At 67.2% G+C, this 25,220-nt stretch carries 26 protein-coding genes; 14 read left to right on the top strand and 12 right to left on the bottom strand.

Annotated elements, in window-relative coordinates; translation table 11 throughout:
• Nucleotides 1-49: 49 nt before the first annotated feature.
• Together O3305_RS13905 and O3305_RS13910 are read left to right on the top strand one after the other, a co-directional pair.
• Nucleotides 50-535, top strand: coding sequence for a methylated-DNA--[protein]-cysteine S-methyltransferase (locus O3305_RS13905; protein ID WP_269573084.1), 486 nt, complete (start codon nt 50-52; stop codon nt 533-535).
• A gap of 33 nt (nt 536-568) precedes the next feature.
• On the top strand, nt 569-2,071 hold the full coding sequence (locus O3305_RS13910) for an ABC1 kinase family protein (RefSeq protein WP_269573085.1): 1,503 nt from the start codon (nt 569-571) through the stop codon (nt 2,069-2,071).
• On the opposite strand, the gene O3305_RS13915 is transcribed toward O3305_RS13910, so the two are convergent.
• Nucleotides 2,068-3,687, bottom strand: a complete 1,620-nt coding sequence (locus tag O3305_RS13915; RefSeq protein WP_269573086.1) for an alkaline phosphatase D family protein — start codon at nt 3,685-3,687, stop codon at nt 2,068-2,070. The two genes, O3305_RS13910 and O3305_RS13915, sit on opposite strands and share 4 nt — an antisense overlap.
• A 164-nt stretch (nt 3,688-3,851) precedes the next feature.
• Here O3305_RS13915 and O3305_RS13920 point away from each other — a divergent pair, with 164 nt between their 5' ends.
• Nucleotides 3,852-5,402 carry an ArnT family glycosyltransferase gene (locus tag O3305_RS13920; protein WP_269573087.1) on the top strand — a complete coding sequence of 517 codons (1,551 nt, stop codon included), beginning with the start codon at nt 3,852-3,854 and terminating at the stop codon, nt 5,400-5,402.
• On the opposite strand, the gene O3305_RS13925 is transcribed toward O3305_RS13920, so the two are convergent.
• From O3305_RS13925 to O3305_RS13935, 3 genes are read right to left on the bottom strand one after another with little or no spacing between them, the layout of a single operon-like run.
• A complete protein-coding gene (locus O3305_RS13925; RefSeq protein ID WP_269573088.1) occupies nt 5,339-6,538 on the bottom strand; it encodes a glycosyltransferase in 1,200 nt (399 codons plus the stop codon). The genes O3305_RS13920 and O3305_RS13925 overlap by 64 nt on opposite strands.
• Nucleotides 6,539-6,552: 14 nt before the next feature.
• Nucleotides 6,553-7,071, bottom strand: a complete 519-nt coding sequence (locus O3305_RS13930) for a DUF2141 domain-containing protein (protein WP_184164070.1) — start codon at nt 7,069-7,071, stop codon at nt 6,553-6,555.
• A complete protein-coding gene (locus O3305_RS13935) occupies nt 7,068-8,000 on the bottom strand; it encodes a hypothetical protein (protein WP_184164067.1) in 933 nt (310 codons plus the stop codon). The genes O3305_RS13930 and O3305_RS13935 overlap by 4 nt, the downstream gene beginning before the upstream one ends.
• Nucleotides 8,001-8,190: 190 nt before the next feature.
• On the opposite strand from O3305_RS13935, the gene O3305_RS13940 reads away from it, so the two are divergent.
• Nucleotides 8,191-9,279: a glycosyltransferase gene (locus tag O3305_RS13940; RefSeq protein ID WP_269573089.1), complete on the top strand. Its 1,089-nt coding sequence runs from the start codon at nt 8,191-8,193 to the stop codon at nt 9,277-9,279.
• A gap of 37 nt (nt 9,280-9,316) precedes the next feature.
• Here O3305_RS13940 and O3305_RS13945 read toward each other — a convergent pair whose 3' ends face one another.
• The 8 genes from O3305_RS13945 to pyrE are packed head-to-tail and all read right to left on the bottom strand — an operon-like array spanning nt 9,317 to nt 16,035.
• Nucleotides 9,317-11,371, bottom strand: a complete 2,055-nt coding sequence (locus O3305_RS13945; protein ID WP_269573090.1) for a TonB-dependent receptor — start codon at nt 11,369-11,371, stop codon at nt 9,317-9,319.
• A complete protein-coding gene (gene maiA / locus O3305_RS13950; RefSeq protein ID WP_269573091.1) occupies nt 11,368-11,991 on the bottom strand; it encodes a maleylacetoacetate isomerase in 624 nt (207 codons plus the stop codon). The genes O3305_RS13945 and maiA overlap by 4 nt, the downstream gene beginning before the upstream one ends.
• Entirely contained in the window at nt 11,988-13,151 is a 1,164-nt protein-coding gene (locus tag O3305_RS13955; RefSeq protein ID WP_269573092.1) for an AI-2E family transporter, read from the bottom strand. Before O3305_RS13955 ends, maiA begins: the two co-directional genes overlap by 4 nt.
• On the bottom strand, nt 13,151-14,023 hold the full coding sequence (lepB, locus tag O3305_RS13960) for a signal peptidase I (RefSeq protein WP_269573093.1): 873 nt from the start codon (nt 14,021-14,023) through the stop codon (nt 13,151-13,153). The genes O3305_RS13955 and lepB overlap by 1 nt, the downstream gene beginning before the upstream one ends.
• On the bottom strand, nt 14,023-14,427 hold the full coding sequence (gene acpS / locus O3305_RS13965; RefSeq protein WP_184164049.1) for a holo-ACP synthase: 405 nt from the start codon (nt 14,425-14,427) through the stop codon (nt 14,023-14,025). The genes lepB and acpS overlap by 1 nt, the downstream gene beginning before the upstream one ends.
• Nucleotides 14,428-14,688, bottom strand: coding sequence for a hypothetical protein (locus O3305_RS13970; RefSeq protein ID WP_269573094.1), 261 nt, complete (start codon nt 14,686-14,688; stop codon nt 14,428-14,430).
• A 35-nt stretch (nt 14,689-14,723) separates the two neighbouring features.
• Entirely contained in the window at nt 14,724-15,452 is a 729-nt protein-coding gene (locus O3305_RS13975) for a pyridoxine 5'-phosphate synthase (protein WP_269573095.1), read from the bottom strand.
• Between the two features lies 1 nt (nt 15,453).
• Nucleotides 15,454-16,035, bottom strand: coding sequence for an orotate phosphoribosyltransferase (gene pyrE / locus O3305_RS13980; RefSeq protein ID WP_269573096.1), 582 nt, complete (start codon nt 16,033-16,035; stop codon nt 15,454-15,456).
• A 178-nt stretch (nt 16,036-16,213) separates the two neighbouring features.
• Between pyrE and coxB the strand changes: the two genes are divergently transcribed.
• The 10 genes from coxB (at nt 16,214) to thrC (ending at nt 25,197) form a co-directional block, all read left to right on the top strand.
• Nucleotides 16,214-17,299, top strand: coding sequence for a cytochrome c oxidase subunit II (gene coxB / locus O3305_RS13985; protein ID WP_502958132.1), 1,086 nt, complete (start codon nt 16,214-16,216; stop codon nt 17,297-17,299).
• A 1-nt stretch (nt 17,300) separates the two neighbouring features.
• Nucleotides 17,301-18,980, top strand: a complete 1,680-nt coding sequence (gene ctaD / locus O3305_RS13990; protein ID WP_269573098.1) for a cytochrome c oxidase subunit I — start codon at nt 17,301-17,303, stop codon at nt 18,978-18,980.
• Between the two features lie 169 nt (nt 18,981-19,149).
• Nucleotides 19,150-20,037 carry a pepsin/retropepsin-like aspartic protease family protein gene (locus O3305_RS13995; RefSeq protein ID WP_269573099.1) on the top strand — a complete coding sequence of 296 codons (888 nt, stop codon included), beginning with the start codon at nt 19,150-19,152 and terminating at the stop codon, nt 20,035-20,037.
• A gap of 70 nt (nt 20,038-20,107) precedes the next feature.
• On the top strand, nt 20,108-21,010 hold the full coding sequence (locus O3305_RS14000) for a heme o synthase (protein ID WP_184164029.1): 903 nt from the start codon (nt 20,108-20,110) through the stop codon (nt 21,008-21,010).
• A complete protein-coding gene (locus O3305_RS14005; protein ID WP_269573100.1) occupies nt 21,007-21,174 on the top strand; it encodes a cytochrome c oxidase system small membrane protein in 168 nt (55 codons plus the stop codon). The genes O3305_RS14000 and O3305_RS14005 overlap by 4 nt, the downstream gene beginning before the upstream one ends.
• On the top strand, nt 21,171-21,737 hold the full coding sequence (locus O3305_RS14010; RefSeq protein WP_184164023.1) for a cytochrome c oxidase assembly protein: 567 nt from the start codon (nt 21,171-21,173) through the stop codon (nt 21,735-21,737). Before O3305_RS14005 ends, O3305_RS14010 begins: the two co-directional genes overlap by 4 nt.
• 80 nt (nt 21,738-21,817) lie before the next feature.
• Entirely contained in the window at nt 21,818-22,651 is an 834-nt protein-coding gene (locus tag O3305_RS14015) for a cytochrome c oxidase subunit 3 (protein WP_269573101.1), read from the top strand.
• Between the two features lie 43 nt (nt 22,652-22,694).
• Nucleotides 22,695-23,054, top strand: coding sequence for a DUF983 domain-containing protein (locus O3305_RS14020; RefSeq protein ID WP_269573102.1), 360 nt, complete (start codon nt 22,695-22,697; stop codon nt 23,052-23,054).
• On the top strand, nt 23,054-23,674 hold the full coding sequence (locus O3305_RS14025; RefSeq protein ID WP_269573103.1) for an SURF1 family protein: 621 nt from the start codon (nt 23,054-23,056) through the stop codon (nt 23,672-23,674). Before O3305_RS14020 ends, O3305_RS14025 begins: the two co-directional genes overlap by 1 nt.
• A gap of 131 nt (nt 23,675-23,805) precedes the next feature.
• Nucleotides 23,806-25,197 (top strand): threonine synthase, encoded by a 1,392-nt coding sequence (gene thrC / locus O3305_RS14030; RefSeq protein WP_269573104.1) that lies wholly within the window; start codon nt 23,806-23,808, stop codon nt 25,195-25,197.
• Nucleotides 25,198-25,220 lie beyond the last annotated feature (23 nt).

Here is a 25,220-nt window from a genome sequence, read left to right on the forward strand (position 1 = left end):
AAGTAGATCGGCCCGGCGCAGGCCATATCGACAGGGAAGGAGAAACCCGATGACCCTGTCGAGCAAGACGATCCCCTCGCCGGTCGGCGACCTCACCCTGGTCGCCAGCGGCAAGGGGCTGGTGGCGATCCTGTGGGAGAATGACTCCCCCGATCGCGTGAAGCTGGGCGCGGTTGCCGAAGGCGCGGATCATCCCGTGCTGGCCGCTGCCGAGACACAGCTGAAGGAATATTTCGCCGGCAGCCGGACGGCGTTCGACCTTCCGCTCGATTTCCGCGGTACCGATTTCCAGAAATCGGTCTGGGCCGAGCTGCTCGCCATCCCGTTCGGCGAGACGCGGTCGTATGGCGAGATCGCGATGAAGCTCGGCCGCCCCCAGGCATCCCGTGCCGTAGGTGCCGCCAATGGCCGCAACCCGATCTCGATCGTCGCGCCCTGCCACCGGGTGATCGGATCGACCGGCAAGCTCACCGGCTTCGCCGGCGGGCTGGAGGCCAAAGACTATCTGCTGAAGCTCGAGGGTCGCGCCGGCTAGGGAGCGTTCGCCCGGCACTCGCGTTGGCGGGGCATGATCAAGCTGATTGCCGCCACCGCTCGAGACCAGCACCGCGTTCGCGAGATCGCCGGGGTCGCCACCCGCTTCGGGCTTGGCGTGCTGCTTGCCCGGCTGGGCTTCGCCGGCGAAGGCGACGAACCCGATGGCGGCGTGCCCCTGCCCCGCCGCACCCGGCTGGCGCTGGAGGCGCTGGGGCCGAGCTTCGTCAAGATCGGCCAGATCCTGGCGACGCGCGGCGACCTGCTGCCGCCCGAATGGATCGCCGAGCTGGAGCAGCTCCACAGCGATGCGCCGACGCTCGATTTCGAAACGATCCGGGCGGCGGTTGAAGAGGCGCTGGGCGAGCCGCCCGAAGCCGCGTTCGCCCGCTTCGACCCCATACCGCTTGCCGCCGCATCGATGGCGCAGGTCCACCGCGCCCAACTGACGGACGGGCGCGAAGTGGTGCTCAAGGTCCGCCGCCCGGGCATCCGCAAGGCGATGGAAGCGGACATGCGGCTGATCGCCGAGCTCGCCGCCCTGGTCGAGCGGAGCAGCGCCGAGGCGCGGCGCTTCGAGCCGGTCGCGCTTGCCCGGCAGCTGCGCCAGGCGATGCTCGAGGAGCTCGACTTCACCCAGGAAGGGCGCAACGCCGATCGCATCCGCGCCGACCTGACCAACCAGCCCGGCGCGGTAGTGCCCGAGATCCATTGGGAGTGGACCAGCGAGACGCTGCTGGTGATGGACTATATCGAGGGGGTGAAGCCGCTCTCGGCGGAAGCACTGCAGGAACGCGGGATCGACCCGCGCGCGATCGCCGAGCTCGGCGCCGACCTCGTCATCGAGATGGTGCTGATCCATGGCCGCTTCCACGGTGATCCCCATCCCGGCAATCTGCTGTGCCTGCCCGGCAACCGGCTGGCGCTGCTCGACCTGGGATCGATCGGCCATGTAGGGCCGGGGCGGCGCGAGGAATTCCTGGGCTTTGTGATGTCGCTCGCCTCGGGCAATCCGCGCGCACTGGCCGAGACGCTGGCGCTCTGGTCCGAAGGGCATGGCGTGCCCCGTCGCACGATCGACCGCGCCGCCGAGCAGATCGTCCAGCGCCATGGCGGCGGGCGGATCGTGATGGCCGAGATGGTGCCCGATTTCCTGCGGCTGCTGCGCGAGGAAGGGCTGGTGATGCCGCCCGACCTGCTGCTGGTGTTCAAGGCCTTCATGACGATGGACGGGGTGCTGGCGCGGATCGCGCCGGGCTTCGACCTGTCGGGCGCGATCCGGCGGGCGCAGGCGCGGCTGGTGGCGGAGCGCTTCGCGCCGGGCCGGCTGGCGGCGAGCGGCGGGATGCTCGCCTGGACGCTGGCCGGGCTGGGCGACGATGCACCCCGGCTGGTGCGCGCGGCGATCCGGCGGATCGAGGCGGAGCCGGTTGGCGACGCGGCTACAGCAGCGGCAATCCGCACCGGAACCGGATGGATCGCCGCCGCGCTGCTGGGCGGGGCGGCGATCCTGGCAGCGGCGTTGCTGCTGGCCTAGGCCATCACGTTCCGGCCGCGCGTCACCGTCGCGGTATGGCCGACGCTCGCCTTGGTGGTGCGCTGGAGGATGGTGTCCATGAACACCCAGTCGTTGGTCGCCTTTTCCGGCGTCAGCGTGAGCGCCATATAGCCGCGGCGGCTGGTGTCGCACCATTTCAGCTCGGGATTGGTGGCCACGAGCGCGGCGGCAATGATCCTGGGATCGGTGCTGCTGCCATTCTCATAGCCCGGCGAGGTGACGCTGTGCCCGGCGAACTCGACGCCGGCCGGCTTGCCGTCCTGACCAAGGTCGAACGCCCAGGCATTGTGGCTGTCGCCGCAGATCACCAGCAGATTGGCGTTCGCCGCCTGGGCCGACTTGAGGAAGCGCGCACGCGCCGCCGGGAAGCCACCCCAGTTGTCGAGGTCCGACGGCAGGCCGAGCTTGCTCGCGGTGACGCCGGCCTGGACATAGGCCTTGGTGCCGGCGCCGGCATCGGCCTTGATCCAGTCCATCGCATTCTCGGGCATGCGCTGCTTGCCCATGATCGTGCCGAAGCCGACCACCTGCCACTTCTGGCCCGCGCGCACCGACTTCTTCATCGCATGGCCGAGCCAGGCTTCCTGCTCGGTGCCGAGCATGGTGCGCGCCGGATCCTGGAGCGCGCCGTCGCGGAACTCGATCAACGCCTTTTGCGCATCGGCCGAGCGGAACAGCGGGCCGAGCTCGGGCTCGTCGCTGCGATAGAGCAACCGGCTCTCGGTGCGGAACAGGGTAGCGAGGCCGCCAATGTCATAGCTGCCCCAGGGCGTTTCCGAGACCGGCATCCATTCCTTGAACGCCTGGAGCGCCGCCGCCTTGCGATCGTTCCAGTCAGCTTCGCCGGGCTGGTTGTTCTGCGCGCTCATCTCGCGGCTGTTGTTGGCCGATTCGTGATCGTCCATCTGGACGAGCATCGGCTTGACGCGGTGCAGCTCCTGCAGGTCCGGATCGGAGCGATAGCTGGCATAACGGAGGCGATAATCGGCGAGCAGGATGATCTCGCCGGCCGGCTCGGGCGATCGGCCGCCGACGGGGCCGTCCTTCGGGCCATAGCCGCCCGCCTTATACTCGTAGAGATAGTCGCCGAGATGGACCCACAGGTCGATGTCCTTGCGCGCCGCCGCGTGGCCATAGGCATTGAAATAGCCGAAGGGCAGGTTCGAGCAGGAGAAGATGCCGATGCCGAACCTGGCCGTGTTGACGACCGGCAGCGTCTTGGTGCGGCCGACCGGCGAGAAGCTGCCGTCCGGCGCCACGAAGCGATAGAAATAGTCGGTGCCGGGCTCGAGGCCCTGGACGGTGATCTTGGCGGTGTGATCGCGCCACGGGCCGGTGATCTGCTCGCCGCCCGAGACGATCCTGGCAAAATCCTCGGTCTTCGAGATCTCGGCCTTGAGCTTCACCGGTCCGCCGCTGACCGGGACATAGCGCGTCCACAGCAGCATCGTGTCCGGTCCCGGCTCGCCGCTGGCAACCGAATGGGTGAAGCCGCGCGCCAGACTCTGCGCCAGCGCGAAGCCCGGGATGGCCAGCGCGCCAAGGCCGAGCGTGCCGGTGAGGATGAGCGAGCGGCGATCGATGCGCAGTGTCATTTTGAGGCGTTCCCAAGCTATTTCGTCGCAAGCCTTGCCGGGCCTGCGTGTCGAGTTCGTGACAGCGTGCGCCATGGACGCTAAGCACAGCGCACGTCGCAAGCAACAAGGCCCTGACCAGACTCCATGCCGCATCACCTTCCGCCCGGGGCTTCGCGCTCCTGATGGCAAGCAAGTCCGAAGTGCTGGGGAGCCGGACGACTCGCCTGACCGACCTCACCACAGGGTTCGCCCAGCTGCCGCGCTGGTCCATCCTGTTGCTTGCTGCCGTCGTGGTGCGCGCGCTGACCTTCGGGAACCCGGTGGTCCATGTCGATGAGGAGTTCTACTTCGTCACGGCGCAGCAGATGCTGCACGGCGCGGTGCCCTTTGTCGATGTGTGGGACCGCAAGCCCGTCGGCCTGTTCCTGATCTACCTGCTGCCCGCCGCCTTCGGCGTGCCGGCGGGAATCTGGGTATATCAGGCGATGGCGCTGGCCTGTGTGGTGGGCACCGCCATGCTGATCGCGCGGCTTGCCGAAAAGGCCGGCTGGGAACGCGGTGCGCTGATCGCGGCCCTGCTCTATCTGTTCATGATCAACTTCGCCGATGGCCAGGGTGGCCAGGCGCCGGTCTTCTACAACCTGCTGATGGCCTGGGCCTTCCTGCTGGTGGTGCCCAAGCCCGAGGACCAGAGCGGCGACCGCCGCCGCATCCATCGCGGCACGCTGGCCATGCTGATCGTCGGCGTGGCGATGCAGGTGAAGTATTCGGTGGTGTTCGAGGCGATGTTCCTCGGCATCTGGCTGATGTGGCGCGAGATGCGGCTGGGCACCAGCATCGCCCATATCCTGCGCCGCGGTTGCCTGTGGGCAGCGGCGGTGTGGCTGCCGACGCTGATCGTCTGGGCCGTGTTCATCCTGATGGGGCATGGCGAGGCCTGGTTCTACGCCAATTTCGGTTCGATCGTGGACCGGCTGAGCGATCCGCCCCTGGTGCTGCTGCGCGCCTTCCTGAAGATCGCGCTGATCCTGGGGCTGCTCCTGATCGTCTCGGGCCTGTCGCGCCATGTGCCGGTGAAGGACCCGAGCGAGCATCCGGTGCGCGCGCTGTTCTTCGGCTGGCTGATCACCGCCGTCATCGGGCTGCTCGTGTTCGGCAGCTGGTTCAACCATTATGCCCTGCCGGTGCTGGTGCCGGCCAGCCTGTGCTGTGCCGGATATCTGGGCGGCACCGAACTCGGCCGGAAATGGGTAGCGCCGGTGATGCTGCTCGCAGCGGGCCTGGGCGGCGAGTATACCGCCTGGAGCGCCAAGTGGCACCGCGGCAACGCCGAGCAGCTCGAAGCGCTCGCCGATGGCATCGGCAAGGGCAGCGGCTGCATGTACGTCTATTCGGGCAACGCCATCCTCTACAGCTATACCGATCGCTGCACGGTGACGCCGTGGATCTTCCCCAGCCATTTGTCGCGCGAGCGCGAGAATGGCGCGCTGGGCGTCGATCAGCTCGAGGAGATCAACCGGATCTTCGCCAACCCGCCCGAGATCGTGGTGATGCGCCCGGCCTATTATGGCGAGCGCGCGGAATCGCACCAGCTGGCGGTGAAGCGGATGGACGAGCTGGGCTATCGCCTGCGGGGCCGCTGGCCGCTCGGCGATCTCTACATCTCGGTCTACGAGTTGCCGGAAGCCCGCAAGTCGACGCCGCCGCGCCTGGCTTCGAGCAAGCCGGCATAATAGGTCATCAGCTCGGCGGCGTGATCGGCGTCGCTGCGGACCTTGCCGGCGGCGATGCGCGCGGCATTGCGCAGGATCGTCTGCTCGCGGCCGAACATGCGGCGAATCGCGTCAGCCGCCGAATAGGCGTCACGGGCGCGATAGGTTTCGGCGAACAGCGGATCGGCGATCTCGGCGAAGCCGCCCTCGTCCGGCCCGATCAGCGGCAGGCCCGAGGCAAGCGCTTCCGAGGCGACGAGTCCGAACGGCTCCGCGTCCGAGCCGTGGATCAGCGCGTCGCAGCTCGCCATGATCCGCGAGAAGCGCACCCGGTCATAGACCGGGCGGAAGATCTTGATGTGCGGGCTGCCGGCGATCCGCTCCTCGAGCTGGCGCCGCTGCGGGCCGTCGCCGATCAGCATCAGCCCCACCGGCAGGTCGTTCGCCGCCGCCTCGACCGCGTCGATCACCAGCGGCCAGCGCTTTTCCTTGTGATGCCGGCCGAGCCCGAGCAGCAGATGCCCCTCGGGCGGCAGGCCGAGCTGGGCGAGCAACGCCACGCGCAGCTTCTCGTCGCGCAGGTCGGGCGAGAACCATTGCCGCTCAATCCCCAGCGGCATCGATGCATCGACATGCATGCCGCGCCGGCGGAAACGCTTGGCGAGCGCCGGACCGTTGGTGACGAACGCGTCATAGGACGCAAGGAAGCGGTTCATGTACCGCGTGTACCAGGCAAAGGCCTGCTCGACCTGGATCGGCGTCGCCACGCTGTCGAGCCAGCGCTGCGGATAGGCGCCGATATTGTCGCCATGCGCGAAGAACACCTTCACCGCATCGCCCTTCCACCGCGCCACGGTCCAGCCGGGCAGCCAGGGCGAGCTGGTCTCGACGATATCGGGCTTCAGCTCGTCGAGCAGGTTCCAGACCGGCTCGTCCTTGACGAAGATGCCGTAGTTGCGATCGAGGATCAGCGGCGGCGCCTTCACCCAGATCACGCGGCCGCCGCCGGGCCGCTCCTCCACGCTCGATTCGAGCGCGGGGGCGATCACGGTCAGCTCATGGCCCATATCGGCCATGATCCCCATCTTGCGATCGAGATAGGTGCGTACGCCCCCGCCGGTGGGGGAGTAGAACTCGTTGACGTCGACGATGCGCATCCGCCGCACCTTCCCTAGTCGTCGAGCGGGCCGAAGCCGCCCAGGCCCCTCAGATATTGGGCCTTGATCGTGATCTGTCCACCAGCCGGGCCGACATTGACCAGCGCCTGGCGTACCTTGGGCCGGCTGCGGCCGAGCTTCTGGTTGCTGGCGAAGCCGGCGCCGTCCTCCCAGAAGTTGAACTTGTTCTTGCCGTCGCGGTCATGCGTGAACAGCACCGCCCAGGTGCCGGCCTGGGGTGCGCGGATGCAGATGCGCACCGGGCCCGACTGCGGCACCGACGCCCAGACGCGGCGGAACGGCTTGCCTTCCTTCTTGAGCGAGGTGTCGTCGCGCAGGAAGTCTTCCTCGTTCGGCGGATAGAGCTCGACCTTGAGCCGGCCGGTCCGGTCCTTGAGGCCGGTGACGTTGACATAGAGCCGCGCACCGCCGGGGATCGCGCAGGTGCCGTCGACCGGATCCTGCTGCGCGGCGGCCGGGCTCGCGGCGAAGGCGAGCAGGGCGGCGGTGCTGGCGGTCAGGACGCGGATCATTGCTGCTTGTTCCTCATGAGCAGGGCCTGGACGCTGAACCCTCCGATCAGCGTGACATGGGCGAGAAGGGTGAGTCCGGCGATCAGCGCCATCAGCTCGGACATCGCCGAGCCCTGGCCGATCACCACCCCGGTGATCGCGGCGAAGGCGGCTTCCTTGCTCGGCACCAGCGGCAGGCGCCAGACGAGCAGGCGGCCGGCGGCCATCATCAGCCACACGCCGATCGATACGTTCGGCATCGCCAGATGCCAGGCGATGGCGACGAGCAGCGATCCGGTGAGGATACGGATGCAGTGGACCATGAACACCCACCACAGCTCGCGGCGGGGCAGCGAGAAGACGCGCTTGGAGAAGAGCAGGAAGGGCAGCGACATCAGCGCCAGCACCCCGACCGATCCGATCACCGCCAGCTTCCACTGCGGCGGCACCAGCCCCAGATAGAGCGGCAAGCCGAGGATCATCATCACAAAGGTGATCGCGTTGCCCGCGATCGCCGACAGGATCATGACGTCCTTCACCGCGCCGAAGGGCGCCGCGACCATCTGGGTGCGCTGGCGGGCCCAGGCGTAGAAATAGGCCTCACCCGAATAGCCGAACAGCACTTCGTTCGAGATGCGCTTCTTGTGGAGCGCGGCGAGTCCGGCGAGCGGAATCTGCCACAGCCGTTTGAAGATGATATAGTCGAAGGTCGGCGGCCCCACATAATAGAGCGCGAAGACCAGATAGAAGAGCGGGTTGGTCGGCAGCGTGCGGTACAGGCCGGCCAAGCCCGAGCCGAACAGCTCGCGGCCAAGCGCTACGATCATCAGCAGCGTCAGCGCACCGCCGACGAGCGCCGGCCAGCGACGCTTGATCTTTTCGACGGGCTCAAGGCCCGCAAGGTCGGGCGCGCCCGGAAGGGGAACGGCCTCGACAACGCTCGTGTTCACCGAAGCCTCCAAACTGGGTTCGTTCACTGATTCGTATCCGCTGCCTAAATAACCGGCATATTACAGTACTTTACCGGCGCCATGCGGCTTTGCAGCCCCCAGTTCACACGACGCGAAATTGGCTGGTGACAGCAGAATGCGGTTTATTGCGGGGGCGATTTGGGCGTAAGAGTGGCAATTCGCAAGGTCTATGTTGCACTGCACCCATCCTGAAACCGCCCATCACATCCTCACTTATGCCCAGCGCTTGCAGGGCGGCGGCGTGGAGCGGGCGATGCTGCGCATGGCTGCCGGGTGGCTGCGCCAGGGGCGCCGGGTGACCTTGGTGCTGGGCAGCCGCGAGGGGCCGCTGGCCTCCGAGATCCCAGACGGGATCGACCTGATCGAGCTGGGCGACCCGCGATATCAGGCGCTGTTCCGGCTTGCCGGCGAGGTGCGGCGGGTACGGCCGGATATCCTGTTCTGCCCCGGCAATCGCTATACCGGCGTCACCGCGCTCGCGCGCCTGCGGCTGGGCCGCACATCACCGCCGATCGTCGGCAAGGTCTCGAACGCACTGGTGCGCCCCGAACTCTCTCCAGGCGCCGCCTGGCGCTATCGCCAGTGGCTCAAGCTCCACCCGCGCTTCCTCGACCATGTCGTAGCGATGACCCCGGCGATGGCGGCGGAAGCGATCGCCGAAATGGGCATGCCTGCCGCGCGGGTGAGCGTCATCGCCAATCCACCGGCCGCTACGATCGCCGGCGCGGCGCCCGTGACCTTGCCCGACGGACGCTATTTGATCGGCGTCGGCCGGCTCGAACCGCAGAAGCGCTGGGACCGGCTGCTGTCCGCCCTGCCCCGGCTGGTGGATCAACAGGTGAAGCTCCTCCTGCTCGGCGAAGGCGGCGCTCGCGCGGAACTCGAAGCGCAGGTGGCGGCGTTGGGGCTCGGTGACCGGGTGACGATGCCGGGCCATGCCGGCGATCCGCTGCCCGCTCTGAAAGGCGCGGCAGTGGCGGTGCTGACTTCGGACTATGAAGGCGTACCCGGCGTGCTGCGTGAAGCGCTGTCGGTGGGGACGCCGGTGGTCTCGACCGAATCGAGTGTTGCAGTGCGCGAGATCGTCCATGCGCCCGAACTGGGAACGGTGATCGACCGCGAGGACGCCGAGGGGCTGGTCGCGGCACTGGACCATTGGCTGCGTGCAGACGCGGTGCGGCCCGCGCCGGTCGCGGTGAGCGGCGATCCGATCGCGGAATATCTCGCGCTGTTCGATCGGCTAGTTGGGGAGAAGTAGCCGTCATCCCGGCGGAAGCCGAGATGACGAAGATCGATCACCGCAGCCTGATCTTCGCCCCCAGCCACAAGGTCCGCGGCAGGGCGCGTTCGATCACGCCGGGCCCGCTGATCCCGGCCTGAACCTCGGCATCGAAGATATTCTCTGCCCGCGCCTGGAGCGCGAAGCTGCGCGTGAGCGGCAGCACCGCACCGGCGTCGAGCGTGAAGGCGCCCTTCAAGGTTCGTGTGTTCTGGTCGTCCTCGAACTGCGGCCCGGCGTAGCGCGCGGTCAGCGAGGCGCCGGCATCGTCCCGGCTCCAACCGAGAGTCGCACTCGCCTGGTGGCGCGCGGTCTGGGCCGGGCGAAGCCCGTCGAGCGGCGCGGACACGCCCGAGGCGGAAACCCGCGAATCGGTATAGGCATAGGAAGCCCCCAGGCTGAGATCGCCCGACGTCCAGCGGCCGTCGAATTCGACGCCCTTCGCCGTCACCGCGTCGAGATTCCGGCGCTGGCGATAGAAGCCCGCCGCCGAGACGAACCCAACGCCGGGGAAGGTGCCGGGGCCCTGGGCAATCGTGACATTGGCGATCGCGCCGTCGAGCCGGTTCCAATAACCGGTCGTACGGAAGCTGAGCGTGCGGCTCGGCCGCCAGTCGGCACCGACCTCCGCACCGGTCAGCCGCTCCGGATCGAGCGCGGCGTTCGCCGCAGTCGCGTCGGCACCGGCCCGGAAGGGACGGTAGAGCTCGTTGAGTGTCGGCAGGCGCCAGCCACGATAGCCGGCCATGCGCAGGGTCACCGCGCCGAATCGCCAGGCCGCACCGGCCCGTCCGGTGGCTTCCCAGCCGTGACGATCGGGGAAGCGGCTGTCAGCCAACACCGGTCCCGGTGCCAGCGAAGTCTCGCGCAGCGATCCGCCCGTAATGTCCCAATGATCGAGCCGGCCGCCCAGGCTGAGCGTCAGCGGACCGCTTTCATAGCTGGCATCGGCAAAGCCGCCCACCGTCAGGCTCTCGCCGCCCGCGACCCGGCGGCGAGTGGGCAGGCCGGCGACATAGGTGAACAGCTCCTCGGTCTGGCCCGACACCCGGCGCAGGTCGCTGCCGAGACGCAGGGTCACCCCGCCGCCAATGGGTGGGGCGATCTCGAAGCGCGCGCCGATGCCGGTAGCGGGCACCGCATATTGGTCGAGCGTGGCGGTCGCCGTGGTCCGCGTATCGTTGACGCTGGCAAAGCCCGAGGCGAAACCGCGCGTCTGCAGATAGGCGAGGGCCGACCAGCCCCAGGTGCCGCGGCCGACAAGGCGGATGCTGGCATCGGCGCCCTCGCTCTTCACCCGGGTGAAATCGACGCCGCGATCGCGGTGGTCGGTAAAGGCGGAAAGATTGGCCTGCAGCTCGACATCGCCGCCAAGGTCGGTGACCGCGCGCAGCGCCGCCGCCGCCTGCTCATAGGGCGCCGGCCGATCCGCCGGGCCGCGATCACCCTCGACGATCGGCGTGAAACCGTCGCCTCGGGCATATTGGCCGGCAAGCGTGACGAAGCCGCGCCCCAGGGTTGCCGCGCCGACGCCCGAGACGTCGATGCTGTCGCGGCTGCCATAGAGCGCATCAAGGCCGAGGGCACCGAGCTGTGCGGGGCTGCCACTCTCCAGCTCGATCGTGCCGGCCAGCGCGCCCGGCCCGGCATAGCCGCTGCCGCCGCCCCGGACGATGCGGGCGCCGGCGAGACGATTGGGGAGATAGGCCGGAAAGGCGACCCAGCCGCCGAACGGATCGGCCTGGGGCACGCCGTCGAGCAGTAGCAGCGCCCGACTCGAGGCATTGCCGCCCAGGCCGCGCAGCGTAATGCCCTGTGAGGTCGGATGCGCCGAACGCGAATCGGAACGGCGGAACTGGGCGAGCCCGGCAGCATCGCGCAGCACATCTTCGAGCCGGCCGCTGGCGGTGCCGGCGATCCGCGCACGATCGATCGTCACCACATCATAGGCGGCATCGCCCGGAGGCGCCTCCAGCCCGCGCCCGGTGACGACAATCTCATCGGGATCACGGTCCTGGGCAAAGGCCGGCGCGGCGAGCAGCAAGCCCGCCACGATCCCCAGGCGCCTCACTTCGGCGCCACGGCGTCGGGACGGGCAGCGGCGAAGGCGGGCAGCGCGGCGCAGGCCGCGTCGATCGCGACCAGCCGAGGAAAGGCATCCAGCGGCGTGTCGAAGCGCCGGGCATTGTACATCTGGGGCACCAGGAACAGGTCTGCCACTCCCGGTGCATCGCCCCCAAGGAACGGGCCGTCCCCCGCCATCGCTTCCAGCGCGGTGAAACCTTCGGCGATCCAGTGGCGCGTCCAGTCGTTCCGCCCTGCCTCGTCCACGCCCATGTCCTTGAGCCGGCGCATGACGCGGAGATTGTTGAGCGGGTGGGTGTCCGCCGCGATCACCAGCGCCCGGGCCAGCGCGGCGGCGCGGGCATCGGGATCGGCGGGAATCAGCCTCGGCTCGGGAAAGCGCGCGTCGAGCCAGTCGAGGATCGCCAGGCTTTGGGTGATGACATGGCCGTCATCCGCCTCCAGCGCCGGCACGAAACCTTGCGGGTTGCGGGCAAGGTGCTCGGGGCTGCGCTGCTGGTTCTCGAGCAGCAGGATGTCGCGCCGCTCGACCGCCACGCCCTTGAGATTCAGCGCAATGCGGACGCGGTAGGAAGCCGAGGAGCGGAAATAATCGTAGAGGATCATGCCGCGCTCGTCGGTGGCTCGAGCGGCGTGGGTGCATCCTGGTCATAGCTCTTGCGCAGGCGCACCCGCCATTTGACCCGCGGACCCTGTTCGTCGGCGGCGCGGGCGGCGCGCTCCGCCTCGCTCTCCAGCGCGACCTTGATCATCGCCACGATCGGATCGGCCAGCGCCAGGCCGAGCACGCCGAACAGGGTACTCGCGAGGATCTGCGACGACAGGGTAAGCGCCGGCGGCATGTCGACCGTGCGGCGCGCGACCAGCGGCAGCACGACATAGCCGTCGAAATTCTGCACGCCGAAATAGATGATGATCGCCCAGATGCCGGTCTCGGTGCCGGCGCTGAAGCCAACCGAGACCATCATCACGCCCGAGATGAAGGCGCCGATATTGGGGATGAAGGCGAGCACGCCGGTGATGATGCCGAGCAGCAGCGCCATCGGCACCCCGGCGAACCACAGCAGGATCGCGGTGAGCACGCCTTCGAAGAGCATGCCGAGCAGGCGCCCGGCGAGCAGGCGGCGCATCGTCGTCGCCATGCGGCTGATCGTGACGGCGAAGGCGTCGCGCGCATCGCTCGGCACCAGCCATTGCAGCCCGCGCTCATAGATGCGCGGCTCCAGCGCCACGAACAGGCCGATGATCACGATCATCAGGAAGGAGGAGACCGCGCCGAACACCGAGCCGACCGCGGAGGTCAGCTTGCCGACGCTGCCCAGCGCCTCCTTGGCCAGGCCCGTCAGGTCCGAACGGCCCGGCATCAGCCCGAGCTCGGCCACCCATTGCGCCACCTTGTTGGCCTGCACTTCCAGCGTGGTGCGCAGCTGCTCCGCCTGAGCAGCGATCTGCATGCCGGTCAGGTAGAAGATGCCGCCGAAAAAGGCGATCACCAGCAGGATGACGATGACGATGCGCAGCGTGCGCGGGATCGGGAGGATGCGGCCGAGCAGGCGCGCGCCGCCATCCAGCATCGAGGCGAAGACCAGGCCGCCGAAGATGATCAGGATCGGCTGGACCAGCAGCACGAACAGCGCCACCGCTATGCCGAGGCCGAACCAGACGCTCGCCTTTTTCAGCTCGGCGCGGACCACGGGATCGCGCAGCTCGTTGGGGCCCGGCTCCTGGACGACATGGACCTTCGCGGATTCGAGCGCATCACTCATCACTGGTTATCCCGTTGGGGGTGGAGCGTGGTGCCGGCGCGGCCGGGACGGAAGGACTTGGGCCAGGTCAGCGGGTTCCAGCTGGCGCTGCCGTCGAGGCTGAAGGTGATGAACTCGGCGCGACCGCCGATATTCTCCCAGGGCACCGGCCCGCCCAGCCCGTTCTGCGAGAGCGGGAAGCGGCTGTCGGCCGAATTGTCGCGATTGTCGCCCATCAGGAACACCTTGCCCTGGGGCACCCGGATCTCGGGATAATTGTCGCCGCGCCCCGCACGGAAGCCGAGATCGACCGTGTCGTAGGACCGGCCATTGGGCAGGGTCTCGCGGAAGATCGGCAAGCGGCAGAACTGCTTGCCGCCGCGCGTGACGAGGAAGCCATGATAATGATCGTCGTCGCAGCGGGTGTTGGTATCGACCGGAATGTAGCGATCGCCCATCGCGCGGCGGGGCACTGCCTTGCCGTTCAGATAGACGATGCCGCCGCGCACCCCGATCATGTCGCCGGGCAGGCCGATCACCCGCTTGATATAGTCGGTATTGGTGCCGGGCGGGGTGACGATCACCACGTCGCCGCGCTCGGGCAGGCGTCCCAGGATGCGGCCGGGCATGTGCGGCAGCACATGGAAGGTCGGCGTCACCCAGCTATAGCCATAGGGATATTTGGTGACGACCAGCCGATCGCCGACCAGCAGCCCGGGCAGCATCGATTCGCTGGGAATGAAGAAGGGTTTGGCGATCAGGCTGTGGAAGCCGAGCACGGCGAGCACGAGCCACAGGATGCCGCGCGCCTCCGCCCACCAGTCGGTGTGCGGTCGGGCTTCGGCCTCTTCCTCGAACGCTTCGTGACTCAACGCGAGCTCGTCCGCCCCCATCAACCTTCCTTCACCGCCTCGATCATCACCATGGCGAACGCCCAGGGATGATCGTCCGTCAGCGTCAGATGCACCTTGGCGACGTGACCCGGAGGGGTGATGGCGTCAAGCCTCGCCTTCGCGCCTCCGGTCAATGCCAGCGTAGGCGCGCCGGAGGGCGCGTTGACGACACCGATGTCCTTCATGAACACGCCCGCCTTGAACCCGGTTCCCACCGCCTTGGAGAAAGCCTCCTTGGCGGCGAAGCGCTTGGCGAGCGTGGCGGCATAATTGTGCGGGCGGGTCTTCGCCTTGGCGATCTCGCGATCGGTGAAGCTGCGCTGCTCGAAACGTGTGCCGAAACGGTCCAGCGACTTCTGGATGCGTTCGATATTGCAGAGGTCGGAGCCGAGGCCGAGGATCATCTAGGGTCCCGTCCAGAGGAAGGTCAAAATGCTGGCCGGGGCGGCGAGCAGCATCAGGAACAGCCACCACCGGATGCCGTTCCCGCGCACATAGCTGATCCAGGCCAGGACCTGGAAGAGTATCGCAGGGGCAAGGATAATTCCTGCGCGCACTATCGCTCTGAGAAGCAGATCGCCGGGAGGGTCGGGAATCTTGCCGTAGAGAATCTCGATCGGAAGCAACGCCGCCCGGACGGCAAGCAGCAGCGGCAGCAGTGACACCAGCGCAAGCCCGATAGGCGCGCGGCGTGGCGACTTCACCGCGCCGCGTCCATCAGCGCGCGCATGTGGCGGATCACCGGTGCCAGGCCATCGAAGATCGCCTCGCCGATCAGGAAATGCCCGATGTTCAGCTCCATGATCTGCGGGATCGCCGCGATCGGGATCACATTGTCGAAGGTCAGGCCGTGGCCGGCATGGGGCTCCAGCCCCGCCTTCACCGCCAGCGCGGCGGCATCGGCGATGCGCTTGAGCTCAGCCTCGCGCGCGCCCTCCTCCAGCTCGCAATAGCGGCCGGTGTGCAGCTCGACGACCGGGGCGCCCAGCTGGAGCGCCGCGTCGATCTGGCGCTCGTCGGGCTCGATGAACAGCGAGACGCGGCTGCCATTGGCACGCAGCTTCTCGACCATCGGCGCGAGATGGTTGTGCAACCCGGCGGCATCGAGCCCGCCCTCGGTGGTCCGTTCTTCGCGCTTCTCCGGCACGATGCACACCGCGTGCGGACGCGCGCGCAGGGCGATCGCCAGCATCTCCTCGGTCGCCGCCATCTCGAGGTTGAGCGGCACGGTCAGCTGGTCGACCAGCCGGGCGATGTCGTCATCGGTGATGTGGCGGCGATCCTCGCGCAGGTGCGCGGTGATGCCATCGGCACCCGCCTCGACCGCGAGCAGCGCGGCGCGCACCGGATCGGGATAGCCCGAGCCGCGCGCGTTGCGCACGGTCGCGACGTGATCGATGTTCACGCCCAGGCGAAGCGGACCGCCCACCTCAGGCAATCGCGCGGCTGCCCGGCTTGGTCGCGGGAATCGCGGCCAGTTCGGGCGGGAGCTGGTCGGCCGGATAGGCCGGCACGTCCATCTTGAGCAGCGAGACGAGCGGCACGCCGACGTCCGCGGTACCGTTCGAACGGTCGACGATGCAGGCGGCGCCGAGCAGGTTTCCGGGATGCTTGCGGATCGCGGCGATGCATTCGCGCGACGACAGGCCCGTGGTTACGATGTCCTCGACCATCACGATCCGCGCACCTTCGGGAATCTCGAAGCCGCGGCGCAGCTGGAATTCGCCGTCCTCGCGCTCAACGAACACGGCCTTGCAGCCAAGTGCCCGCGCCGTCTCGTAGCCGGGAATGATTCCGCCGATCGCGGGCGAGACGACCATGTCGACTTCGCCGAACGACGCGCGAATCAACTTTCCTAGTGCACTGCACACACGCTCGGTTCGCGCAGGGTCCTCGAAAATACGCATCTTTTGCAGGAAGATGGGCGAACGAAGCCCGGAAGACAGGATGAAATGACCTTCGAGCAACGCACCTGCAGCACGAAACTCATCCAGAACTGCGTTGCCTTCCAATGCTCACTCCATCATTCCCGGGATTGTCGATTTCCCTTAGGACCAGCCTCTATCGACCGCAACGGCCGATCAAAAAGGGTTGAGAATGGATGCATGACTCGTATACCCCGATTGCACTGGGGGTAATCCTTTCCCAGCCCGGGGCTCTTGCGGAACAGGGTGAAGATAGACGATGCGCATGCTTGGGTTGACTTCGATCCTCCTGGCGGCGGGGATGGCGTTCGCCACGCCCGCATCCGCCCAGGAGCCCGCCGCAAATGCCGCGGCACCGGTCGCCAACACCGCCGCTCCGGCGGCGGCCGCGACTCCCGCTATTGCTGATCCCACACTCGATGCCGCAGGCAAGCCGAAGACCAAGGCGGCCCCGGGCATCGGCCAGCCGATCGCCGATGCGATCTCGCTGCAGCCGCAGGTGACGCCCACCGGACGCGAAGCGCACTGGTTCCACAATGTGGTGCTGCTGCCGCTGATCACGATCATCTCGATCTTCGTGCTGATCCTGCTGCTCTGGGTGATCGTCCGCTATCGCCGCGCCGCCAATCCGACGCCGAGCCGGACCGCCCACAACACGCCGATCGAGATCGTCTGGACGCTGGTGCCGGTGCTGATCCTGATCGCAATCGCGGTTCCTTCGATCCGCCTGCTCGCCGCGCAGTTCAAGCCGGCGCCGAAGGATGCGATCACCCTCAAGGCGATCGGCAACCAGTGGTTCTGGAGCTATGAATATCCGGACAATGGCGGCATCCAGCTGACCGCGAACATGCTCAAGGAGCAAAGCCAGGTCGGCAAGGGCGAGCGCTTCCGCACCGATGCCGACGGCCCCCGCCTGCTGGCGACCGACACCCGCGTCGTGCTGCCGGTCGGCGTGCCGATCCGCCTGGTCACCACCGCGCAGGACGTGATCCACAGCTGGGCGGTCCCCGCCTTCTGGATCAAGCTCGACGCGGTGCCGGGCAAGCTCAACGAGACCAGCTTCATCATCGAGAAGCCCGGCCTCTATTTCGGCCAGTGCTCCGAACTGTGCGGCGCGCGCCATGCCTATATGCCGATCGCGGTCGAAGCCGTGTCGCCGGCCGAATTCGCCCAATGGGTGAAGTCGAAGGGCGGCACCATGCCGAACGAGGTTGCCGCTGCCGCAGCCGCCGAAGCCGCGCAGAACGCGGCCGCGCCGGCTGCCGAGACCAACGCCGCCGCCGAACCGGCCGCCACCAACGAGACCGCGCCGGCCGCCAATGCCGCCGCCGGCAACACGACGGGCAACTGAGATGACCGACACCGCCATCCACGCGCATGATCACGGGCACGACCATGCCCATGATCACCATGATGCCGATCACAAGCCGGGCTTCTTCGCCCGCTGGTTCATGTCGACGAACCACAAGGACATCGGCACACTCTACCTGATCTTCGCGATCGTCGCCGGCATCATCGGCGGCTCGATCTCGGGCCTGATGCGCGTCGAGCTCGCCGAGCCCGGCATCCAGTACCTGCCCTACTGGCTGAGTTTCCTGCACGGCAACGAGACCAAGTTCGACGACGCCATGCACTTCTGGAACGTGCTGATCACCGCGCACGGCCTGATCATGGTGTTCTTCATGGTCATGCCGGCGATGATCGGCGGCTTCGGCAACTGGTTCGTGCCGATCATGATCGGCGCGCCGGACATGGCGTTCCCGCGCATGAACAACATCTCGTTCTGGCTGCTGATCCCGGCCTTCCTGCTGCTGCTCGCCTCGCCCTTCGTCGGCATCGGCGCGGGCACGGGCTGGACGGTCTATGCGCCGCTCTCCACCTATGGCGAGCCCGGGCCGTCGGTCGACATGGCGATCCTGTCGCTCCACCTTGCCGGTGCCAGCTCGATCCTGGGCGCGATCAACTTCATCACCACCATCTTCAACATGCGCGCGCCGGGCATGACCCTGCACAAGATGCCGCTGTTCGTGTGGTCGGTGCTGATCACCGCCTTCCTGCTGCTGCTGGCACTGCCGGTGCTCGCCGCCGCGATCACCATGCTGCTGACCGACCGCAACTTCGGTACCGCCTTCTATGATCCGCAGTACGGCGGCGACCCGATCCTGTACCAGCACCTGTTCTGGTTCTTCGGCCACCCCGAAGTGTACATCATGATCCTGCCGGGCTTCGGCATCGTCAGCCACATCATCGCGACGTTCAGCCGCAAGCCGGTGTTCGGCTATCTCGGCATGGCCTATGCCATGGTCGCGATCGGCCTGGTCGGCTTCGTGGTGTGGGCGCACCATATGTTCACCACCGGCATGTCGGTGACGATCAAGATGTACTTCACCGCCGCCACCATGGTGATCGCGGTGCCCACGGGCGTGAAGATCTTCTCGTGGATCGCGACGATGTGGGGCGGCTCGATCAGCTTCAAGACCCCGATGGTCTGGGCGATCGGCTTCATCTTCATGTTCACCGTGGGCGGCGTCACCGGCGTGGTGCTCGCGAACGGCGGCGTCGACGACTATATGCAGGACACCTATTACGTCGTCGCGCACTTCCACTATGTGCTGTCGCTCGGCGCGGTGTTCTCGCTGTTCGCCGGCTTCTACTACTGGTTCCCGAAGATGTCGGGCCGGATGTACAGCGAGCTGCTCGGCCAGCTGCACTTCTGGTTCTTCTTCCTCGGCGTGAACATCCTGTTCTTCCCGATGCACTTCCTGGGCCTGCAGGGCATGCCGCGCCGCTATCCGGATTATCCGGACGCCTATGCGCTGTGGAACCATGTCGCGACGATCGGCTATTTCATCATGGCCGCGTCGATGGTGCTGTTCTTCGTCAACATCATCTGGGCGCTCGTCGCCGGCCGCAAGGCCGAGGGCAATCCCTGGGGCGAAGGCGCGACGACGCTGGAATGGACGCTGTCCAGCCCGCCGCCGTTCCACCAGTTCGAGACGCTGCCGGTGATCGAGGATCACGGACACCACTGAGCAGCGCCGAAAGGCTGACAATGCAAAGCGCCCCGGGAGGAGACTTCCGGGGCGCTTTCGTTTCGTCCCTGTCGCGTGAGGAGCGGATCTGGTCGCGACGCGGCCGAAAGTTCATCATCGCGAAAGATGCGATATCGAAACGATGCCCGGGACCACAGGGAGACAGAAGATGAAGTTCCTGCCCGCCGCCTTCGCGCTGCTGCTTGCCGCCATCCCCGCCGCCGAAGCGCAACAGGTCCCCGCGGCGCCCGACGCAGTCATCCAGATGAAGCCCTGGCGCACCCGCTGGGCAATGGAAGCCGAGGTTGGCGGCAGGAAGGGGCTCTACCTGCTCGACACCGGTGCGGGGATCACCCTCGTCTCGCCGGAAAGCGCAAAGCGGGCGGGATGCGAACCCTGGGGCCGGCTGACCGGTTACAACATGATGGGCACCCGTCATGATGGGCCGCATTGCGGAGAGACCGTACCGATCATGGTGGCCGGGACAACGCTCAAGCCGCCGATCCTCGGCCTTATCAACATGGGCAAGCTCAACCCCAAGGACGTCGATCTCGACGGGATCATCGGGCTCAACCTGTTCGAGGGCCGTACCGTGACCTTCGACTTCGCCGCAGGCGTGATGACGCTCGAATCGGAGGCAAGCCGTGCCGCGCGAATCGCGAAGATGCGCCCGCTGCGCATCCGGCTGAAGCGTGAAGTCGATGGCGGCGCGCTGGCGGTGATGGCCGCGGTGCCGTCGAAGAAGGGCACGCTCTGGTTCGAGCTCGATTCGGGCAATGGCGGCACCGTGCTCGCTTCGAAGCCGGTCGCCGGGCTGGTGGGCATGGACCCGGCGGTGGAAGGCAAGCAGCCGGCAGATTTCGAGATCCTCGGCGACATCCGTGCGACCACGCCGGACGCCTTCACGCCCGACATGATCATGGACGGCAATCTCGGCATGCCCTTCCTGCGCAATTGGGTGGTGACGCTGGACCTGGCGCGCGGCCTCGCCTGGATCGGCGAGCCGCCGGTGCCGCCCAGGCCCGCCGTGCCGCTCGATACCGCGGTGAAACACTGAACGGCCCAGCGGGGGTCAAATCGTCCACTTTGCCGCCGGCTCGTGCTGTCCTATAGCCGGTGGCACGACCATGAGCACTTCCGCCGCCACCGTTTCGCTTCCCGCCGACTGGCGTGACTTCCTCGCGCTGACCAAGCCGCGGGTGATGACCCTTGTCGTCTTCACCGGGCTTTGCGGCATGCTTGCCGCGCCGGCGCACATCCACCCGATCCTCGGCTTCACCGCGATCCTGTGCATCGCGCTGGGCGCGGGCGCGGCGGGTGCGCTCAACCAGTGGTACGAGGCGGATCTCGACGCCAAGATGAAGCGGACGCAGAAGCGCCCGCTGCCGGCCGGGCGGATGGACCGCCAGTCGGCGCTGCACTTCGGCGTGGGGCTGGCCTGTTTCAGCCTCGTGCTGATGTACTTCGCGATCAACCTGGCGGCGACCCTGATCCTCGCCGCCTCGATCCTGTTCTACGTGTTCGTCTACACGATCTGGCTCAAGCGCCGGACGCCGCAGAACATCGTGATCGGCGGTGCCGCCGGCGCCTTCCCCCCGATGATCGGCTGGGCGGCGGCGACCGGCGATGTCAGCACCATGCCGGTGCTGCTGTTCGCGCTGATCTTCCTGTGGACCCCGCCGCATTTCTGGGCGCTCGCGCTGTTCGTGAAGACCGACTACGCCAATGCCGGCGTGCCGATGCTGCCGGTGGTGGCGGGCGAGCGCACGACGCGCATCCAGATCGGGCTCTACACGATCCCGATGATCCTGTGCGCCGCCGCGCCCTGGCCGCTCGGCTTCACCGGCGCGATCTACGGGATCACCGCCGCGGTCATGTCCGGCCTGTTCCTCGCCATGGCGGTGCAGGTGGCGATCCGCCGCACCGGGCCGGATGACGACATGGCGCCCGAGAAGCGGCTGTTCAAATTCTCGATCCTCTATCTGTTCGTCGTTTTCGGCGCGCTCGTTATCGACAGGTGGTTCGCATGACCGATGATCTGATCCAGACTCCCGCGACTCCGCTCGAGGAGGCCGAACTGGTCCGCGCCCGCCAGCGCAGCCGCGCCGTGGTGATGGCGGTGCTGCTCGGGCTGTTCGTGGTGCTGGTGTTCGCGATCTCGATCGTGAAGATCCAGCTGGGCCACGCCGGATGAAGTGGCCGAGCCGCAACCTGCGCGTCGCCATCCTCGCCGGCATCGGCGTGTGTTCGATGACCGGGCTCGGCTTCGCGGCGGTACCGCTCTACCGGATGTTCTGCGAGGCGACGGGCCTGAACGGCACCACCCAGCGCGGACTGCGCGCGCCGGGCAGCGTCGGCCAGAAGATCACCGTAGCCTTCGATTCGAACGTGGCGAAGGGCATTCCCTGGAAGTTCCAGCCCGAACGCCGGTCGGACACGATCGATATCGGCGGGCGCGACATGGCGTTCTTCACCGCCACCAACACCGGCGACCATGAAGTGACCGGCACGGCGACGTTCAACGTCACCCCCACGTTCGTCGGCAAATACTTCACCAAGATCCAGTGCTTCTGCTTCACCCAGCAGACGCTCAAGCCCGGCGAGACGGTGCGCATGCCGGTGATCTTCTATGTCGATCCCAAGATTCTCGACGATCCGGATGCGCGCGACGTGCAGGAAATCACCCTGTCCTACACTTTCTACCCGTCCGAATCGCCCGCGGTGAAGGCAGCGGCGGCCACCGCGCACGGATCCTGAATCCGCCAGGCACGAGGGTTGTTGCGGGAAGCGAATTCGCGCCCTAAGCTCCGAGCAAAAGCTTAGGACAGGGAAGATCGATGGCCGGGGCAAAGAACCACCAATACCATATCCTTCCACCCAGCATCTGGCCGCTCTTCGGTGCATTTGCTGCCTTTGTGCTCGCCATCGGCGGCATCATGGTGATGCACAGCTACACGAGCGCCTATCTGGTCTTCTTCTCGGGCCTCGCGCTCGTGGCGATCACCATGTTCGGCTGGTGGGCCAAGGTTATCCAGGAAGCGCATGCCGGCGATCACACGCCGATCGTGCAGCTCCACCTGCGCTACGGCATGATCCTGTTCATCGCTTCCGAAGTGATGTTCTTCGTCGGCTGGTTCTGGGCCTGGTTCGACTTCTCGCTCTTCCCCTCGCACGTCGAGGCAGTCGGCGGGCAATGGCCACCCAAGGGCATGGAAGTGCTCAACGCCTGGCAGTTCCCGCTGCTCAACACGCTGATCCTGCTCTGCTCGGGCTGCACCGTGACCTGGGCGCACCACGCGCTGATCAACGGCGATCGCGAGGGGCTCAAGAAGGGCCTGTGGCTGACGGTGCTGCTCGGCATCTCGTTCAGCTTCTTCCAGGCCTATGAGTATATGGAGGCTCCCTTCCCCTTCAAGGCGGCGAGCGAGGGCGGCTCGAGCTATGGCGGCGCCTTCTTCATGGCGACCGGCTTCCACGGCTTCCACGTCATCGTCGGCACGATCTTCCTGATCGTGAACCTGGTGCGCGCGTACAAGGGCGACTTCACCCCGAAGCAGCATTTCGGCTTCGAGGCGGCGGCCTGGTACTGGCACTTCGTCGACGTGGTGTGGCTGTTCCTCTTCGCCTCCATCTATGTCTGGGGCGGCTGGGGCGCGCCGGTCCACGGCTGACGTGACCGACACGACCAACGATAATCCAGGGGGAGGCGGCCCGGTGTCGCCTCCCCCTATCCTTTCGGGGACCAGGGGCGCCTGCCCGCGCTGCGGGGCGGCCACGCTGTTCCGCAGCTTCGTCGGCTTTGCCGACAAATGCGGTGCCTGCGGGCTCGACTTCACCCGGTTCAACGTGGGCGACGGGCCGGTGGTGTTCCTAACCCTCGGCATCGGCGCGCTGGTCACCGGACTGGCGCTCTGGGTCGAATTCACTTTCCAGCCCGGCCTGCTGATCCATGCGCTGCTGTGGATTCCGATCACCGCCGCGCTGGTGATCCTGTCGCTGCGCTTCTCCAAGGGGCTGCTGCTCGCGCTCGAATATCGCAACCGCGCGGGCGAAGGGCGCGTTCGGGAGGAATGATGCCGCGTTTCCCGCTGATCCCGACGATCATCGTCGCGCTCGCCGTCGCCGCGATGATCGGCCTGGGCATCTGGCAACTCGAGCGCCGGAGCGCGAAGCTCGCCGCGCTCCAGCTCTATGCGCAGAATCTCGGCAAGCCGAAAATGGCCTTTCCACGCCTCCCAGTGGGAGACGAGAATCTCTTCCGCCGCGCCGATGCCTTCTGCCTCGAAGTGATCGACTGGCAACCCCAGGGCGGGCGCTCGATCAAGGGCACCAATGGCTATCGCCATATCGCCCGGTGCCGCACCGGCGCGGAGGGCCCGCTACTGCTGGTCGATATGGGCGTGGCGGCCAATCCGACATTCTTTCCTACATGGAGCGGCGGCAAGGTGACGGGCACGATCACCCATGCCCCCGATCACCGCCCGCTGCTTGCCGGCCTGTTCGACAGCGAACCCAAGCATTTGATGCTTATTTCGGAAAGCGCCGCGCCGGGCCTCGAACCGACCGCGAAACCCGACCTGTCGAGCGTGCCGAACAACCATCTCTCCTATGCGGTGCAATGGTTCCTGTTCGCGCTTATCGCCTCGGTGATCTACGTCCTCGCGCTGCGCTGGCGGCAGAAGCCGAAAGCCTGACCAACGCACTTTCAGTTCCCCGGCGAAGGCCGGGGTCCAGTTGCATAACGCGTCTCAAATCTCGACGACGAGAGCCGCCTAAACATAGCCTATCTTGTCCCCCTCCCCGCTCCCCGCTAGGCCCCGCCCTCATGCAATATCAGAGCACCCGAGGCGCTGCGCCGCTGCTTGGCTTCCGTGACGTGACGCTCGCCGGCCTGGCGAGCGACGGCGGTCTGTATGTCCCGACCAGCTGGCCGAGCTTCAGCCGCGAGCAGATCGAAGGCCTCAAGGGCCTGTCCTATGTCGAGACCGCGGTCCGCGTGATGCTGCCCTTCACCGGCGACGACCTCAGCGAGGACGAGCTCCGCGCGCTGTGCGAGCAGGCCTATGGCCGCTTCTCCCAGGCTGCGGTCACCCCGCTCGCCCAGCTCGATCATCGCCACTTCCTGCTCGAGCTGTTCCACGGCCCCACCCTCGCCTTCAAGGACGTCGCGCTCCAGCTGCTCGGCCTGCTCTTCGAGAAGTTCCTGACCGGCAGCAGCGAGCCGCTGACCATCGTCGGCGCGACATCGGGCGACACCGGCAGCGCCGCGATCGACGCGGTCGCCGGGCGGCACGGCGTCGACATCTTCATGCTGCACCCCAAGGGCCGCGTCTCCGACGTGCAGCGCCGCCAGATGACCACGGTGCTGGCGCCCAACGTCCACAACATCGCGATCGAGGGCAGCTTCGACGACGCGCAGGCGATGGTGAAGGCGCTGTTCAACGACGCCGACTTCTCCGGCCGCTTCCGCCTGAGCGCGGTCAACTCGATCAACTGGGCCCGGCTGATGGCGCAGGTGGTCTATTATTTTTACGCCGCCGTCCGTCTCGGGGCGCCGGCGCAGAAGGTCGCCTTCGCGGTGCCGACCGGCAATTTCGGCGACGTCTTCGCCGGCTATGTCGCGGCGCGCATGGGCCTCCCCATCGAGCGGCTGGTCGTCGCCACCAACGTCAACGACATCCTCCATCGCGCGCTGTCGAGCGGCGACTATTCGGCGGGCACCGTCACGCCGACCGCCGCGCCGAGCATGGACATCCAGGTCAGCTCCAACTTCGAGCGGCTGCTCTCCGATCTCGCCGGCGGCAGCGTCGCCGAGCAGATGGCCGGCTTCGAATCGAGCAAGGCGATGCGCCTGACCAATGCCCAGACCGAAGGCGCAGCCAGGATCTTCGCGAGCGACCGGATCACCCCGGACGAAATGAACGCCGCGATGCGCTGGGCCTCGGCCGAGGCGGCGCAGGTGATCGACCCGCATACCGCGATCGGCCTCGCCGCCGCGCGCCGCGCGGACATCCCCGCCGATGTTCCGGTCGTCACCCTGGCGACCGCGCACCCGGCCAAGTTCGCCGACGCCGTCGAGCGCGCCACCGGCATCCGCCCGTCGCTGCCGGCACGCGTGGGCGACCTGTTCGAGCGGCAGGAGCGCTACGACGTGCTGCCCGGCACGCTCGACGCGGTGCGCGCCTATATCGCCGAGCGCGCCAGGCCGCGCGGCTAAACCCTCATCCGCAAATAATCGTC

It is taken from the genome of Sphingomonas sp. NIBR02145 (genome assembly GCF_027359115.1).
GTDB classification, from domain to species: domain Bacteria; phylum Pseudomonadota; class Alphaproteobacteria; order Sphingomonadales; family Sphingomonadaceae; genus Sphingomonas; species Sphingomonas kyeonggiensis_A.